General features: G+C 70.6%; 14 protein-coding genes. 7 read left to right on the forward strand and 7 right to left on the reverse strand.

Annotation, left to right across the window (positions count from 1 at the left end; translation table 11 throughout):
• Positions 1 to 12: 12 nt before the first annotated feature.
• Positions 13 to 1,524 carry an alpha-N-arabinofuranosidase gene (locus SK224_RS12515; protein ID WP_320435008.1) on the forward strand — a complete coding sequence of 504 codons (1,512 nt, stop codon included), beginning with the start codon at positions 13 to 15 and terminating at the stop codon, positions 1,522 to 1,524.
• A gap of 101 nt (positions 1,525 to 1,625) precedes the next feature.
• On the opposite strand, the gene SK224_RS12520 is transcribed toward SK224_RS12515, so the two are convergent.
• Complete coding sequence (locus SK224_RS12520; protein ID WP_320435009.1) at positions 1,626 to 2,513, reverse strand: aldo/keto reductase; 888 nt, start codon at positions 2,511 to 2,513, stop codon at positions 1,626 to 1,628.
• A 177-nt stretch (positions 2,514 to 2,690) separates the two neighbouring features.
• Between SK224_RS12520 and ddaH the strand changes: the two genes are divergently transcribed.
• The 3 genes from ddaH (at position 2,691) to SK224_RS12535 (ending at position 5,982) form a co-directional block, all read left to right on the forward strand.
• Positions 2,691 to 3,545: a dimethylargininase gene (ddaH, locus tag SK224_RS12525; protein ID WP_320435010.1), complete on the forward strand. Its 855-nt coding sequence runs from the start codon at positions 2,691 to 2,693 to the stop codon at positions 3,543 to 3,545.
• A gap of 20 nt (positions 3,546 to 3,565) precedes the next feature.
• Positions 3,566 to 4,780, forward strand: coding sequence for an ornithine--oxo-acid transaminase (gene rocD / locus SK224_RS12530; protein ID WP_320435011.1), 1,215 nt, complete (start codon positions 3,566 to 3,568; stop codon positions 4,778 to 4,780).
• A gap of 410 nt (positions 4,781 to 5,190) precedes the next feature.
• Positions 5,191 to 5,982 (forward strand): IclR family transcriptional regulator, encoded by a 792-nt coding sequence (locus tag SK224_RS12535; RefSeq protein ID WP_320435012.1) that lies wholly within the window; start codon positions 5,191 to 5,193, stop codon positions 5,980 to 5,982.
• Between the two features lie 3 nt (positions 5,983 to 5,985).
• Here the strand turns inward: SK224_RS12535 and SK224_RS12540 are convergent, their stop codons facing one another.
• From SK224_RS12540 to SK224_RS12565, 6 genes are read right to left on the reverse strand one after another with little or no spacing between them, the layout of a single operon-like run.
• A complete protein-coding gene (locus SK224_RS12540) occupies positions 5,986 to 7,161 on the reverse strand; it encodes an acyl-CoA dehydrogenase family protein (protein WP_320435013.1) in 1,176 nt (391 codons plus the stop codon).
• Positions 7,158 to 8,027: an amidohydrolase family protein gene (locus tag SK224_RS12545; protein ID WP_320435014.1), complete on the reverse strand. Its 870-nt coding sequence runs from the start codon at positions 8,025 to 8,027 to the stop codon at positions 7,158 to 7,160. Before SK224_RS12545 ends, SK224_RS12540 begins: the two co-directional genes overlap by 4 nt.
• A complete protein-coding gene (locus SK224_RS12550) occupies positions 8,024 to 9,646 on the reverse strand; it encodes an AMP-binding protein (RefSeq protein WP_320435015.1) in 1,623 nt (540 codons plus the stop codon). Before SK224_RS12550 ends, SK224_RS12545 begins: the two co-directional genes overlap by 4 nt.
• Positions 9,643 to 10,548 (reverse strand): SDR family oxidoreductase, encoded by a 906-nt coding sequence (locus tag SK224_RS12555; RefSeq protein WP_413816801.1) that lies wholly within the window; start codon positions 10,546 to 10,548, stop codon positions 9,643 to 9,645. Before SK224_RS12555 ends, SK224_RS12550 begins: the two co-directional genes overlap by 4 nt.
• Positions 10,549 to 10,553: 5 nt before the next feature.
• Positions 10,554 to 11,009, reverse strand: coding sequence for a MaoC family dehydratase (locus SK224_RS12560; protein ID WP_234073749.1), 456 nt, complete (start codon positions 11,007 to 11,009; stop codon positions 10,554 to 10,556).
• Complete coding sequence (locus tag SK224_RS12565; RefSeq protein WP_320435635.1) at positions 11,006 to 12,148, reverse strand: zinc-binding dehydrogenase; 1,143 nt, start codon at positions 12,146 to 12,148, stop codon at positions 11,006 to 11,008. The genes SK224_RS12560 and SK224_RS12565 overlap by 4 nt, the downstream gene beginning before the upstream one ends.
• 157 nt (positions 12,149 to 12,305) lie before the next feature.
• On the opposite strand from SK224_RS12565, the gene SK224_RS12570 reads away from it, so the two are divergent.
• From SK224_RS12570 to SK224_RS12580, 3 genes are read left to right on the forward strand one after another with little or no spacing between them, the layout of a single operon-like run.
• The gene (locus tag SK224_RS12570; RefSeq protein ID WP_307320239.1) at positions 12,306 to 12,848 is read left to right on the forward strand and encodes a UGSC family (seleno)protein; all 543 of its coding nucleotides are present in this window, start codon (positions 12,306 to 12,308) and stop codon (positions 12,846 to 12,848) included.
• Complete coding sequence (locus SK224_RS12575) at positions 12,845 to 13,960, forward strand: hypothetical protein (protein WP_320435017.1); 1,116 nt, start codon at positions 12,845 to 12,847, stop codon at positions 13,958 to 13,960. Before SK224_RS12570 ends, SK224_RS12575 begins: the two co-directional genes overlap by 4 nt.
• Positions 13,957 to 14,205, forward strand: a complete 249-nt coding sequence (locus SK224_RS12580; RefSeq protein ID WP_320435018.1) for a hypothetical protein — start codon at positions 13,957 to 13,959, stop codon at positions 14,203 to 14,205. Before SK224_RS12575 ends, SK224_RS12580 begins: the two co-directional genes overlap by 4 nt.
• Positions 14,206 to 14,216: the final 11 nt, after the last annotated feature.

The raw sequence follows: 14,216 nt of genomic DNA on the forward strand, positions 1-14,216 counted from the left end.
GAAAGCACATCCATGCCCGCTGCACGCCTCACCCTCGACCCCGCGTTCGCGATCGGGCCGATCCGCCGCAAGATCTTCGGCGGGTTCGTCGAGCACCTCGGTCGGCACGTCTACGACGGCATCTACGAGCCGGGGCACCCCGCGGCCGACGCGGAGGGATTCCGCCAGGACGTCATCGAACTGGTCAAGGAGCTCGGTGTCGACACCATCCGCTACCCCGGAGGCAACTTCGTCTCGGGGTTCCGCTGGGAGGACTCGGTGGGACCCCGCGAACACCGCCCCCGGCGACTCGACCTGGCCTGGCATTCCACGGAGACCAACGAAGTGGGTCTGCACGAGTTCTCCTCCTGGCTCGAGAAGGTCGGCAGCGACCTCATGATGGCGGTCAACCTCGGCACCCGCGGCACGCTCGAAGCGCTCGATCTGCTCGAGTACTCCAACATCCGCTCCGGAACCGCGCTCAGCGAGCGGCGTATCGCCAACGGTCGCGCCGAGCCCTTCGACGTGCGGATGTGGTGCCTGGGCAACGAGATGGACGGACCCTGGCAGCTCGGCCACCGCTCGGCCGACGACTACGGCAAGATCGCGTCGCGGACCGCGAAGGGGATGCGCCAGCTCGACCCCGAGATCCAGCTCGTGGTGTGCGGTTCGTCCAGCGCGCACATGCCGACCTTCGGCGAGTGGGAGCGCGTCGTGCTGACGCACACCTATGACGACGTCGACCTCATCTCGTGCCACGCGTACTACGAGGAGCGTGGCGGCGACCTCGGCAGCTTCCTCGCCTCCGCGGTCGACATGGACGGTTTCATCGAGACGGTGGTCGCCACGGCGGACCACGTCGGCGCGGTGCGGGGATCGAGCAAGCGCATCGACATCTCGTTCGACGAATGGAACGTCTGGTACATCGACCGCTTCCACGGCGTCGACAAGATCACCGGCATCGACAACTGGCCGATCGCCCCACGCCTGCTCGAGGACATCTACTCGGTGGCGGATGCGGTCGTCTTCGGCAACCTGATGATCTCGCTCCTCAAGCACGCCGACCGGGTCGCGAGCGCTTCGCTCGCACAGCTGGTCAACGTCATCGCCCCGATCATGACGGAGCCGGGCGGCATCGCCTGGCGTCAGAGCACGTTCTACCCCTTCTCGATCACGTCCCGGCTCGCGCGGGGTGAGGCGCTGCGACTGAAGCTCGACGCCCCGACGTACGTGACGGAGGCGTACGGCGAGGTCCCGCTCGTCGACGCTGTCGCCACCCACGATGCGGAAACCGGGCGCAGTGCCGTGTTCCTCGTGAACCGCTCCACGACCGAGGCGATCGAGGTCACCGTGGACGTCTCCGCTCTCGGAGAGGTGGGGGTGCTCGAGGCGCACACGCTGTCGGACGAGGACGTGTACGCGAAGAACACGCTCGAGGACCCCGAGCGCGTCGCGCCCCGCGCGAACGACTCGGCTGTGCTCGCGGGCGGTGTGCTCACGATCTCGCTGCCGCCGGTCTCGTGGAGTGCGATCGCCCTCGGCTGATGCTTCCCGCCCGGGGGGGCGGAGAAGAGGCGGCGAGGGGAGCGACAACGTGCGCGGGCACCTCCTCCGCTCGCCGCGCTCCTCCCCTCGCCGCCGGGTGGTCAGGCGTCGATGCCCACGGCGTAGGACAACCGCTCGATCTCGTCCGCGGACAGCTCCAGATCGGCCGCCTTCGCGCTGTCGGTGATGGATGCGGCGCGCCGCGCGCCCGGGATCGGGATCACGGTGTCGGCGAGGGCGAGCTCCCAGGCGAGAACCACCTGCTGCGGGCTGACGTCGTGCGTCTCGCCGACCTCGGAGAACACGCGGAAGCGCTCGCCGACCGAACGTCCGCCGCCGCCGGTGCCGCCGAGCGGGCTCCAGGGGAGGAACGCCAGTCCCGCATCCGCGCAGTAGGTCAGCTCCTTGTAGCTGCCGGGGTGACGCGGCGAGAACTCGTTCTGCACGCTGACGAGGGCGTCGCCGAGCACATCCTGGGCGATCTGGATCTCCTCGATGCTCGCGTTCGAGATCCCGAGCGCCCGCACCTTGCCCTCGTCGTGCAGGGACTTGAGGTTCTGCATGATCTCGCCGTAGACGATCCAGCGATCGGGGCGGTGGTACTGGTAGAGGTCGATGACGTCGGTGCCGAGGCGCCGCAGCGACGACTCGACGGCGCCGCGCAGGTACGGCAGCGACCCGTCGCGGCCGAAGTCCTTCTCCTCGCTGCGCGTGATGCCGCCCTTCGTCGTGACCACGATCGACGAGCGGTCGCCGCCCCAGGAGGCGAGAGCCTCGGCGACGAGCTCCTCGTTGTGCCCCATCGCATCCCAGCTCGGGGCGTAGATGTCGGCGGTGTCGATCAGCGTCACGCCCGCATCCAGGGCGGCGTGCACGGTCGCGATCGCGCTCTGCCGGTCCGGGAGCTCGTTGTCGTTGTTCATCGAGAGAGGCATGGCTCCGAGGCCGATGGCCGAGACGGAGAAGGGTCCGAGGGTGCGCTGCTTCATGGGTCTCCTTCGACAGGGGGTGTGTGCTCCAGCCTGGCACGGCCGCACCCGCGTACGTGCTTCCGGTCCTGACTCGCCTCGTCGTGCGAGAATGTCATCCGGCGTGCCCGTGTCGCCGGCTCTCTGACAGCTCCGCCGGGCCCGAGGACAGCGTCCGCCGTGTGTCGAAGGAGCTGAATGTCCACCGCATCCGTGCCCGCATCCCGTATCGCCCAGCGCCGCAGCTACCTGATGTGCCGTCCCGAGCACTTCACGGTCAGCTACTCCATCAATCCGTGGATGCGGCCCGCCGACCCGACCGACACGGCCAAGGCCGTCGCGCAGTGGCAGACGCTGTACGACGCCTACGTCGCGCTCGGTCACGAGGTGCGCCTCATCGACGGCGTGCCCGGCCTTCCCGACATGGTCTACACGGCCAACGGCGGCTTCGTCATCGACGGCACCGCCTACGGCCCGAAGTTCCGCTTCGCCGAGCGCGCGGACGAGGCGGAGCCTTTCATGGACTGGTTCGCCGCCAACGGGTTCCGCGTCGCCCGCCCCGAGGAGGTCAACGAGGGCGAGGGCGACTTCCTGCTGGTCGGGAACACGATCCTCGCCGGCACCGGCTTCCGCTCCACCGGCGACAGCCACCGCGAGGTCGGAGAAGTGTTCGACCGTGAGGTCGTCTCGCTGACGCTCGTGGACCCGCGGTTCTACCACCTCGACACCGCGATCGCGGTGCTCGACCCTGTCGAGGGCCCCGGCGGCGTCGAGAAGGCCAACATCGCCTACCTCCCCGGCGCGTTCGACGAGCAGAGCCAGAAGGTGCTCGCCGATCGCTACCCCGACGCCATCCGGGTCTCGGATGCGGACGGCGACGTCTTCGGGCTCAACTCCGCCAGCGACGGCTACAACGTGTTCATCTCGCCCCGCGCGAAGGGGTTCGAGGCGCAGCTGCGCGAGCGCGGCTACAACCCCGTGCTGATCGACCTGTCCGAGCTGCTTCTGGGCGGCGGCGGCATCAAATGCTGCACGCTCGAACTGCGCCGGTGACGTCGATGAAGGAGACCGACATGTCTGTGCTGGACACCACCACGAGCGACATCATCACGGCAGAGGACGCGCACCTCGCCCACAACTACCACCCGCTGCCGGTCGTCATCTCCCGCGGCGAGGGATCGTGGGTCACCGACGTCGAGGGCAAGCGCTACCTCGACCTGCTGTCGGCGTACTCCGCCCTCAACTTCGGGCACCTGCATCCGGCGATCGTGGCGGTCGCGCGGGAGCAGCTCGCGCGCCTCACCCTGACGAGCCGGGCGTACCACAACGACCAGTTGGGCGTCTTCGCGGCGGCGCTCGCCGAGCTCTGCGGCAAGGACCTCGTCCTCCCCATGAACACGGGAGCCGAGGCGGTCGAGACCGCGATCAAGGTCGCCCGCGCATGGGCGTACCGCGTGAAGAAGGTGCCTGCCGGTGCGGCCGAGATCGTCGTGGCGGGCGGTAACTTCCACGGGCGGACGACGACCATCGTGGGCTTCAGCGACGATCCGGAGGCGCGCGGGGATTTCGGTCCGTTCACGCCCGGGTTCGTGGCGGCCCCGTTCGGCGACGCGGACGCGCTCGAGGCGGCCATCACCGACCACACCGCGGCCGTGCTGATCGAGCCCATCCAGGGCGAGGGCGGCGTCATCGTGCCGCCCGCGGGGTACCTCGCTGCCGTGCGGGAGATCTGCACCCGCCACAACGTGCTGTTCATCGCCGATGAGATCCAATCGGGCCTCGGGCGCACCGGCTACACGTTCGCGTGCGAGCGCGAGGGCGTCGTGCCCGACATGTACGTGCTCGGCAAGGCGCTCGGGGGCGGCATCCTTCCCGTGTCCGCCGTCGCGGCCGACGCAGCGGTGCTGGGCGTCATCCGTCCCGGCGAGCACGGCTCGACGTTCGGCGGCAACCCGCTGGCCGCAGCCGTGGGCCACCGCGTGGTCGAGATGCTCGCCACGGGCGAGTTCCAGCAGCGCGCGAAGGCCCTCGGCGAGCACCTCGAGCAGCGGCTGAACGACCTCGTCGGCCACGGCGTCACGGCAGTGCGCGTGGCGGGACTGTGGGCCGGCGTCGACATCGACCCCGCGCAGGGGACCGCGCGCGAGGTCGCCGAGCGGCTGCTCGGGCGCGGGGTGCTCGTGAAGGACACCCACGGCCAGACCATCCGCATCGCGCCGCCGCTCGTCGTGCGCGCGACGGAACTGGACTGGGCGATCGAGCAGCTGAAGCTCGTCCTCACCGCCTGACGCGCGTCGACATCGTTCACGCGCGGGTGGCCCGCCCGTCCGGTGTGCCGCCCGTGTGGCCGGTGGCCCGCCCGTGTGGCCGGTGGCCCGCATCCTCCTCCGTGTCTCACTCATGCACGTTTGGGGTGCGCTGCGCGTGCATAAGTGGGACACGGATGTGGAGGGTGGCGTGCGCTGGGGCTGCGTGTCTCACTTGTGCAGGTTTGGAGTGCGTTGGGCGTGCATAAGTGGGACACGGATGCGGGTGTAGCACCGGCACCGGCACCGGCACCGGCACCGGCACCGGAACCGGCACCAGTACCGGCGGCACCAGCGCCGGCCGGGGCGCGAGGGGCCGCGGGGCGCGGGCGGGTTCCACGCAGTGGAAGCCGGGCATAGCCAGGGCGGGACGCATCCGCGATGATGGGGGCATGGCGATGGCGCTGGAGGGTACGTCCGACGACGGTGCGCGCTCTCTCATCGACCGGGCCTTCGCCATCCTCGGCACCTTCCAGGGCGGCCGCGTGCGGCAGTCCCTTTCGGACATCTCCCGCCGCACCGGGTTGCCGATCGCGACCTGTCACCGCATCGTGAAGCGTCTCACCGAGTGGGGTGCGCTGGAGCGGGACGGCGACGGACGCTACAACATCGGCCTGCGTCTGTGGGAGACCGCGTCGCTCGCGCCGCGCTCGGTGGGGCTGCAGCGCCTCGCCCGCCCGTACCTGCTCGACCTGTATGAGACGACGGGATACGCCGCGCACCTCGCGATCCGCGAGGGGCTCGAGCTCGTCTCGATCGAACTGCTGCAGAGCCCGCGTCGGCCGGCGGCGAGACCACGCGTCGGGAACAGGTATCCGTTGCACGCGACGGCGATCGGCCTCGTGCTCCTCGCCCACGCACCCGAGGAGGTGCGGGCGGAGGTCCTCGCACGCCCGCTCACCGCCTTCACCTCGCGCACCTACACCGACCCCGTGCTGCTCGAGCGCCTGCTGGCCGACATCCGCCGCAGCGGCTACGCGGTGAGCGACCGGCAGGTGGACAACGTGCACATCAGCGTCGCCGCACCCGTCTACGCGGCCGACGGCTCCGTGGTCGCCGCATGCTCGCTCGCTCTGACCGAGCAGGACGTGGACGGCAAGAACATGATCCACCTCGTGCGGCTGACGGCGACCTCCATCTCCCGGCAGCTCGCCGCGGCGGGGTACGCGCGCCCCGAGGCCTGATCCTCAGCGGGTGAAGGCGCTCAGTCCCGTGACGGCGCGTCCCACGATCAGTGCGTTCATCTCCCGCGTGCCCTCGAACGTGTAGAGCGCCTCCGCGTCGGCGAAGAAGCGGGCGACGTCGTTGTCGACGCGGATGCCCTCGGCGCCGCAGATCTCCCGGGCGAGGGCGACCGTCTCACGGGCGCGGTCGGCGGCCCAGCCTTTCACGAGCGCCGCCTGCATCTCGTCCGCGCCGCCGATCTGGCGCGCATCGGTGATGGCGACGGCCAGCGCGAGCGTCGCGGTGGCGTTGCCCAGCATCCGCGACAGCTTCTCCTGCACGAGCTGGAAGCCGGCGATCGGCCGCCCGAACTGCCGCCGGCGCGACGCGTAGGCGAGCGCCGCCTCGTACGCCCCGATCTGAAGCCCTGCCGCGTTCCAGGCGACGACGAACCGCAGGTCGGCGAGGATCGCGGCGAGGTCGGCGAAGGAGTCGATGCGCTGCAGCCGATCGCTCTCGGGCACACGAACGTCGCGCAGCTCGATGTCGCCGTTGCGCACCATCCGCAGCGCGATCTTCCCCGTCACGTCGCGCACCGTCACGCCCTCGGCCGCACGCGGCACGAGAAACGCCTTCACACGATCGTCGGAGGTATCGCGGGCGACCACGACGATCACCTCGGACAGCGCCGCGTTGCCGATCCACCGCTTGTGACCGCGGATGCGCCACGCGTCGCCCTCACGGGTCGCGGTGGTCTCGAGGCCGCCGGCGACATCGGAGCCGTGGTCGGGCTCGGTGAGCGCAAAGCATCCGGTCAGATCGAAGGATCGGATGCGGGGATCCCACCGTTCGACCTGCTCGGGGGAACCGCCCCGGCGCACGAGCGTGCGGAACATGCCCACCTGCCCGCCGTACAGAGTGCCGATCGACATGTCGAAGCGGGCGAGCTCGAGGTGGCGGAAGCCGACGTAGAGCGAGCGAGGCTCGCCGTCCTCGCCGACGATCGCCGGATCGTCCTCGAGGTGCAGCGCCGCGATCTCCTTGCGCAGGTGCGCGGGGCAGTGTGCGTCCTCCCACCAGGTGGCCAGATGCGGTCGGGCGCGGTGCTCCAGCAGCTCCCGCAACGCGGTGAGCTTGGCCGCCTCGGCGTCCGTGAGCCGCGCGGCGTAGCCGAAGACGTCGGTGGGGGCCTCCGTCACGACAGCCCCAGCAGCCGGGCGGCGTTCTGCTTGACGATCATCTCGTGCACGTCGGCCGGCAACTCGAGCGTCTGCACGTCGTTGAGCCATCGGTCGGGGGTGAGGGCGGGCATGTCGGAGCCGAAGAGCATCTTGTGCTTCAGGTACGTGCGCGCGGCGCGCACGAGAGCGGGCGAGAAGTACTTCGGCGACCAGCCGGACAGATCGATCCACGTGTTGAGCTTGTGCGTGGCGATAGAGAGCGCCTCGTCCTGCCACGGCACACTCGGGTGCGCCATGATCACCTGAAGGTCCGGATGCCGCGCCGCGACGTCGTCGAGCAGCATCGGGTTCGACAGCGACAGCCGGAACCCCCACCCGCCCGGGGTGCCGGCGCCGGCACCCGTCTGACCCGTGTGGACGATGATCGGCACGCCGAGCTCCTCGATCGTCGACCAGAGCGGATCGAACTCGTCGGCGGACGGGTCGAAGCCCTGCACCGAGGGGTGGAACTTGAAACCTCGCACGCCCAGCTCACCGACCTGGCGGCGTGCCTCCTCGACGGCGGCCTCGCCCTGCAGTGGATCGACGCTGCCGAACGGGATGAGTACGTCGGCGTTGCGGTGGGCGCCCGCGGCGAGATCGTCGATGCTGTTGGGGGCGTGGCCCAGGTTGGTGGTCGCGTCCACGGTGAACACCACCGCGGCCATCTTGCGTTCGCGGTAGTAGTGCGCGGTCGCATCGACCGTACGCGGCGGCTCGCTGCTGCCGAAGTACGCCGCCATCGCGGCGGTCAGGGCGGGCGGCGACGCGGTGCGTCCGCTGTCGTCGATCTGCACGTGGACGTGCACGTCGATCGCGGTGACGGCGTTCAGATCGATGGTCATCGTGCTCCCTGCATCCGTTCTGCCTGTTCGGCGGCGGCGTCGGCCTTGACGCGCGCGAGTTCGATCTTGCCGGTCTGGCTGCGCGCGAGTGTCGAGCGCACGAAGACCTGGCGGGGCTTCTTGTATCCGGCGAGGCGCTCGTCGAGGTACGCCGCGAGGGCGTCGAGGTCGATGTCGGCACCGGCGACGGGAACGATCATGGCCGAGACAACCTCGCCGAAACGCGGATGCGGCAGGCCGAACACCACCGCGTCGTCGATGTCGGGGTGCGACAGCAGCTGCTCCTCGACCTCGGCCGGGAAGACCTTCTCGCCGCCCGTGTTGACCACGGCGCTGAGCCGGCCGAGGAGCTCGACCGAGCCGTCGCCGCGCGCCAGGGCCCAGTCGCCGGGCATGACGTAACGGTGCGCGCCGATCGTCGGGAAGGTGCGCGCGGTCTTCTCGGGGTCGCCGTAGTAGCCCCGGGGCAGGACCCCGCGAAAGGCGAGGATGCCGCGGGCGCCGGCGACCGGGGGGATCTCGGCGAGATCTTCGTCCAGCAGCACGGTGCCCGGGGTCAGCATGAGCTTGGCGGGCAGATCCTCGGCCGTGCGCGTGATGCCGAACGCGAACGGACCGCCTTCGCTGGAGGCGAGCAGGTCGACGATCATCACATCGCCCTGCTCGTGCAGGCGGCGCTTGATCTCGTCGCTGAAACGCATGCCGGAGCTCATGATCGAATCGACGCGTCCGAGGCCCCGGCCGTCCGCTTCGACGGCTTCGACGAAGGGCAGCGCGACGGCGTCTCCGGCGACCACGAGGCGGGTCACCCCGTGCTCGTGCACGAGGGCGAGGGCATCTGCGACGTCGAGGTGGGCGTTCTCGAGCAGCACGATCGTGCCGCCCAGAGCGAGGGTTCCCATGGTCGTGGACTGCGCGGTGCCGTGCAGCATCGGCGGCAGCGGCAGGGTCACCACACGCGGTGTCTCCGGGGCGGTCGCGATGCCCGCCGCCTCGTCGAGGTCGTCCGGGGGGTCGATCCCGATGACGCCCCATGTCGACTGGCGACGCGCCTGCAGCAGGGTGTCCATCTCCCAGACGACGGCCTTCGGCGCGCCGGTCGTGCCGCCCGTGTAGAGCCGCAGGTCCGCGCCGCGGGGCGCGGCCGGGGGCATCTCGCCCCCGCCTGCGACGATCGCGTCGTAGTCATCGGCGCCGGCGATGGATGCTGCGCCCTCCTCGTCGTCGACGGCGATCAGCCGGACGGCGGGCTCGATCCCCGTCACGGCCTCGGCGGCGACGCTCGCGAGCGAGGTCGGTGCGATCAGCACCTTCGCGTCGCAGTCCTCGAGAAGCGCCCGCACCTCGCCCGCCCGGTAGCGGTAGTTGATCGCCACAGGGGAGGCGCCGACGGCCAGGCACGCCCAGAAGAAGGTGAGGTACTCGACTCGGTTGTACAGCAGCAGTGCCGCGGCGTCGCCGAGACCCACGCCGTTCTCGCGCAGGTACCGCGCGAGCGCACCCGCCTCCGCGGCGAACCGCGCGTAGCTGAGGCGCCGCGTCGGTGTGACGATGGCGGTGCGGTCGGGAGCGGCTTGCGCGATGCGCGCCCACAGATCGCTGTAGTGGATGCCGATCACGCGTCCTCCCTCCGCGAGGGCGGTCCTGAGGGCTGAGCCTGCGCGGCGAAGCGGTCGGCCCAGGCGGCGTCGATCTCCTCCGCGCTCCACCCGCCGTCCCGGTGGTCGGTGTCGAGCACCTGCGGGTGGGCGTAGAGGGTGAGCCGGTCGCCACCGATCCCGATGGCCTGCCCCGTCACGCCCGCGGCGCGCTCCGAGGCCAGCCACACCACCAGTGGTGCCACATCGTCGGGGGTGCCCAGCGCCTTCTCGCGGCGGAGCTCCGGCGGAACCGGGAGGCCCGCGAGGTGGTCCTCCCAGGCCTGCGCGTATGCGGGGATCGTCGCCGTCATGGGCGAGAGCGCCGTCGGGACGACGGCGTTCACCGTGATGCCGGCGCGGGCGAGCTCGAGCGACCACGTGCGCGCCATCGCGACGATCCCCGCCTTCACGGCCGCGTAGTTCGTCTGGCCGAAGCTGCCGAACTGGCCCGCGGGCGAGCCGATCAGGACGATGCGGCCGCCCTCACCCTGCTCGCGCAGGAACGATGCGGCGGCGCGGGCACAGGTGAAGGTGCCGCGCAGATGCGTCTCGACGACGAGATCGAACTCCTCGTCGCTCATCTTCCAGAGCACGCGGTCGCGCAGCACGCCGGCGTTGGCGACGAGGATGTCGAGCCGACCGAACTCATCGACAGCCGCGCGGACGAGCTCCTCGGCCGCCGCCGTCGAGCCGACCGCCGCGACGGCGGCCGTGGCCGACCCGCCTGCGGCGCGGATCTCCTCGACCACAGCGCCGGCCGATGCCGCATCCACGTCGTTGACGACGACCGCGGCTCCCGCGGCCGCGAGGGCGAGCGCATAGGCCCGGCCGAGGCTGCGGCCCGCTCCCGTGACGATCGCCACTCGTCCGTCGAGTCGGATGCCGCTCACCGGAAGTGCCTCAGGATGAGCTCGGCGACCACCCCGGGTTTCGCGGAGCCCTCGACCTCGAACGTCAGCGCGAGGGTCACCTGCAGCGCATCGCCACGGTCCTCGACCTCGGCGATGCGGCCGGCGAGGCGAATGCGTCCGCCGGAGGGCGTGGGGGCGGGGAAGCGGATCCGGTCGAAACCGTAGACGATGCCGGCGCTGGCTCCGCTCACGCGGTAGATCTCGCGCAGGGGGAGCACGACCATGCTGAGGGTGAGCATGCCGTGCGCGATGCGTCCGCCGAACGGCGAAGCGGCCGCGGCGGCCTCGTCGACGTGCAGCGGATTGTCGTCGCCGGTCAGATCCGCGTAGACGTCGATGTCGTCCTGCGTGATCGGGTACCAGGACGACGGGCCCAGCTCTCTGCCGCGTGCGGCGGGAAGGTCCTCGATCGCAATGGCGTCGGTCGTCATCGGGTCTCCTCTTCTCGGATACGTCGGGGGATGATGATGGCCCGGCCGGTGATCTCGCCTCGCGCGAGCGCCGCGTAGGCGGCGTCCGCGTCCTCGAGGTCGAAACGGCGGGTCACGAGTCGGTCGGTGTCGAAGGCGCCGTCTGCGGCGAGACGCACGACGGCGGGGAGGTCTTCGCGGGTGCGTGCGCCGAACGAGCCGACGATCTGCTGCCCGCGGCGCACGAGAGGGGTGATCTCCACTTGCGCCCGGGTTCCCGCGGCCGCGATGCCGATCGCGACGAGGCGTGCACCGTCGGCGAGCATTCCGAGCCCCTGTTCCAGGGTCTCGGCGCGGCCCAGCGCCTCGAAGACGACGTCGGCCCCGCCCGACCGGGCGCGCACGGCGTCGACCGGGTCCTCGATCGACGCGTCGACGGTCGCGGTCGCACCCAGCTCGCGGGCGCTGCGCAGTTTGTCCGCGGCGATGTCGATCGCGATGACCTCTCGCGCGCCGGACGCGAGGCACAGGGGGATGAGACTCGAGCCGATGCCGCCGACGCCGATGATCGCGACGGTCGCCCCTTCAGCCACTTCGCCAGCGCGGAAGACGGCGCCGTAGGAGGTCAGACCCGCGCAGCCGAGGATGCACGAGGTCTCGGGATCGAGGCCGGGCGCGAGTGCCGCCAGCGCGGAGATTGGGACGACGCAGTACTCGGCGAGCCCGCCCATCGAGTACATCGCGAGGAACGATCCGTCCGGCATGCGCAGTCTGCTGCGTCCGTCGAAGAGGGTCCCCTCGAGACGGTTGCGGCGGAAGAACTGCTCGCACAGGTCGTCGCGGCCGCGCAGGCACGCCGCGCAGGCACGGCACGGCATGATGAACCCGGCCACGACGGTGTCGCCGATCTCGAGGGACGTGTCGCTGCCGGCGCCGATGGCCACGATCCTCCCGCTCACCTCGTGGCCCATGACCGCGGGGCGTGGGAAGGCGACCTCGCCCTTGATCACGTGCAGATCGGTGTGGCAGACGCCGCACGCGATCACCTCGAGCAGCACCTCGTCGGGGCCGGGTTCCGGGACGGGGATCGTCATCATCCGCATCGCGGCGTGCTCGTCCGCCAGCACCGCTGCCCGCATCGTCGCGGGGATGGGAGTCATCACGGATCGTCCTCGTTCCTGTGGTCTCCCAGCATCCTGTCCGCTGCCCTCCGGACGAGCACGCACTCTTCCGTGGAGTGAAAACGGGCCTCCGGTCGGGGCGAGCACGCGTGTCATCCTGACCGCCGCGCAACTGGCGCGACGAAGGGAGAGCGAGATGGCACCGCAGGAAGCGCTGCTGGATCCGACCGGGATGAGCGCGGGCGCCGACGACGGCACGCTCGCCGCTCGTCCGGTGAGCCTGCGAGGACTCCGGGTCGGGCTGCTGGACAACACGAAGCCGAACGCCACGATGCTGCTGGAGGAGATCGCTGCGATCCTCCAGCGCGATCATGCGGCGGGCGAGGCGACGCTGTACACCAAGGACTACTTCGGGACTCCCCTGTCCGAGCCTCTGCTGGAGCGCATCGCCGCGGAGAACGACATCGTGATCACGGCCGTCGGCGACTGCGGCAGCTGCTCGGCGGCGACCGTCGCCGACGGGATCATGTTCGAACGTGCGGGGGTGCCGACGGTGTCGATCACCTCGGACTCGTTCTTCATGTCGGGTCGCGCGATGGCCTCGGTGCAGGGGTTCCCGGGATTCGAGTTCACCGCCGTCGCGCATCCGATGGCGAGTCTGACGGAGACCGAGGTGCGCGAGCGCGCGGCCGCGGTGATGCCCGAGGTCCTGCGGATCCTCGGCGTGGAGGAGGGATGACGATGACGCTTCTGACGGACGAGACGCCCACGGTCGACGCCGACCGCGTGCGCGAGCTGGTCGAGTACTACTACGAGAACGACTGGACCGACGGCCTGCCCGTGGTGCCGGTCACCGAGACGCTGCTCGAGGAGTTCCTCGCCGCCACCGATCGGGCCCCGGAGGACGTGCTGTTCACGATCTCGCACCTCAACCGCTCGATGACGGTGCGACTCGCTGCGATCAACGCGGCGATGGCCGGATGCCGGGCGGACTACTTCCCGACCGTGATCGCGGCATGGGAGGCCATCGCGAAGGAGCCGCATCCGGCTCGCGGGATCTGGCAGTCGACGACCGGCACGGCGCCGATGCTCGTGGTCAACGGCCCGGTCCGCGAGAGGATCGGACTGAACGGGCGCGGCAACGTCTTCGGATCGGGCTTCCGTGCCAACGCCACGATCGGGCGTGCGATCCGGCTCGGGTGCATCAACGTGTTCGGCCTGCATCCGCACAAGCTCGACCAGGCGACGCAGGGCACTCCCGCCAAGTACTCGGCGTGCATCGCCGAGAACGAGGAGCAGAGTCCGTGGGAGCCGCTGCACGTCGAGCACGGCTTCGCCCCTGGCGACGACGTCGTCACCGCGTTCGTCATCCGCTCGGTCGTGCACATCGAGGCGCGGCATACGCAGGAGCCCGAGCAGCTGGCGCGCGACCTCATCGACACGATCGCCCGCACCGGTGCGCTCATCCACGAGTACACGAGCGCGCTGCTCGTGCTCACGCCCGAGCACGCTCAGGTCTTCGCCCAGGCGGGCTGGAGCAAGGACGATCTGCGCACGTTCGTGTTCGAGAACGCCCGTCGCGCCCGCGCCGAGCTCGCGGCCGTCGGCAAGGACGCGCTCTCGCACAAGACCCGCTGGCGGCTGCCGAGCACGCACCCCGACTCGATGCCGGACACGGCGAGCGCGAGCGACGAACCCGACACGGTCGCGTCGCTCCACAACCCCAGCTCGGTGCAGATCATGGTCGCCGGCGCCGACAACGCGGGCGTGTCGGCGGTCGTCGAGATCTTCACGCTCAATCCGCCGCGCGAGATCCCGTTCTCGCAGAGTCGGATCGGAGGCGAGCGATGAGCGCAGCGACCTCCGTCGACGAGGCGCTCGCCCCCTTCGGCGAGATGATGGGCGCCGACGGCTACCTGCTCAGCTGGGAGGCGTCGGGTGACGATCGGATCGTCGTGCGCATCGAGGCCGGCGAAGGGGCATGCGCGGACTGCCTCGTGCCGCTGAGCGTCATGGAGGCGATCATGGGGCAGGCCCTCGCGCCCACCGCCTACGAGCTGGATCACGTCGTGCTGCCCGAGGGCGCCGCGCACTGAGCGGGCCGCGA

The organism is Microbacterium sp. BG28, assembly GCF_034044005.1.
Lineage (GTDB): Bacteria > Actinomycetota > Actinomycetes > Actinomycetales > Microbacteriaceae > Microbacterium.

What these genes read in the sequence shown, in the direction of transcription:
- SK224_RS12515 (WP_320435008.1), top strand. Translation starts at nt 13, where the DNA reads ATGCCCGCTGCACGCCTCACCCTCGACCCCGCGTTCGCGATCGGGCCG.
- SK224_RS12520 (WP_320435009.1), bottom strand. Translation starts at nt 2,513, where the DNA reads ATGAAGCAGCGCACCCTCGGACCCTTCTCCGTCTCGGCCATCGGCCTC.
- ddaH (WP_320435010.1), top strand. Translation starts at nt 2,691, where the DNA reads ATGTCCACCGCATCCGTGCCCGCATCCCGTATCGCCCAGCGCCGCAGC.
- rocD (WP_320435011.1), top strand. Translation starts at nt 3,566, where the DNA reads ATGTCTGTGCTGGACACCACCACGAGCGACATCATCACGGCAGAGGAC.
- SK224_RS12535 (WP_320435012.1), top strand. Translation starts at nt 5,191, where the DNA reads ATGGCGATGGCGCTGGAGGGTACGTCCGACGACGGTGCGCGCTCTCTC.
- SK224_RS12545 (WP_320435014.1), bottom strand. Translation starts at nt 8,027, where the DNA reads ATGACCATCGATCTGAACGCCGTCACCGCGATCGACGTGCACGTCCAC.
- SK224_RS12560 (WP_234073749.1), bottom strand. Translation starts at nt 11,009, where the DNA reads ATGACGACCGACGCCATTGCGATCGAGGACCTTCCCGCCGCACGCGGC.
- SK224_RS12565 (WP_320435635.1), bottom strand. Translation starts at nt 12,148, where the DNA reads ATGACTCCCATCCCCGCGACGATGCGGGCAGCGGTGCTGGCGGACGAG.
- SK224_RS12570 (WP_307320239.1), top strand. Translation starts at nt 12,306, where the DNA reads ATGGCACCGCAGGAAGCGCTGCTGGATCCGACCGGGATGAGCGCGGGC.
- SK224_RS12575 (WP_320435017.1), top strand. Translation starts at nt 12,845, where the DNA reads ATGACGATGACGCTTCTGACGGACGAGACGCCCACGGTCGACGCCGAC.
- SK224_RS12580 (WP_320435018.1), top strand. Translation starts at nt 13,957, where the DNA reads ATGAGCGCAGCGACCTCCGTCGACGAGGCGCTCGCCCCCTTCGGCGAG.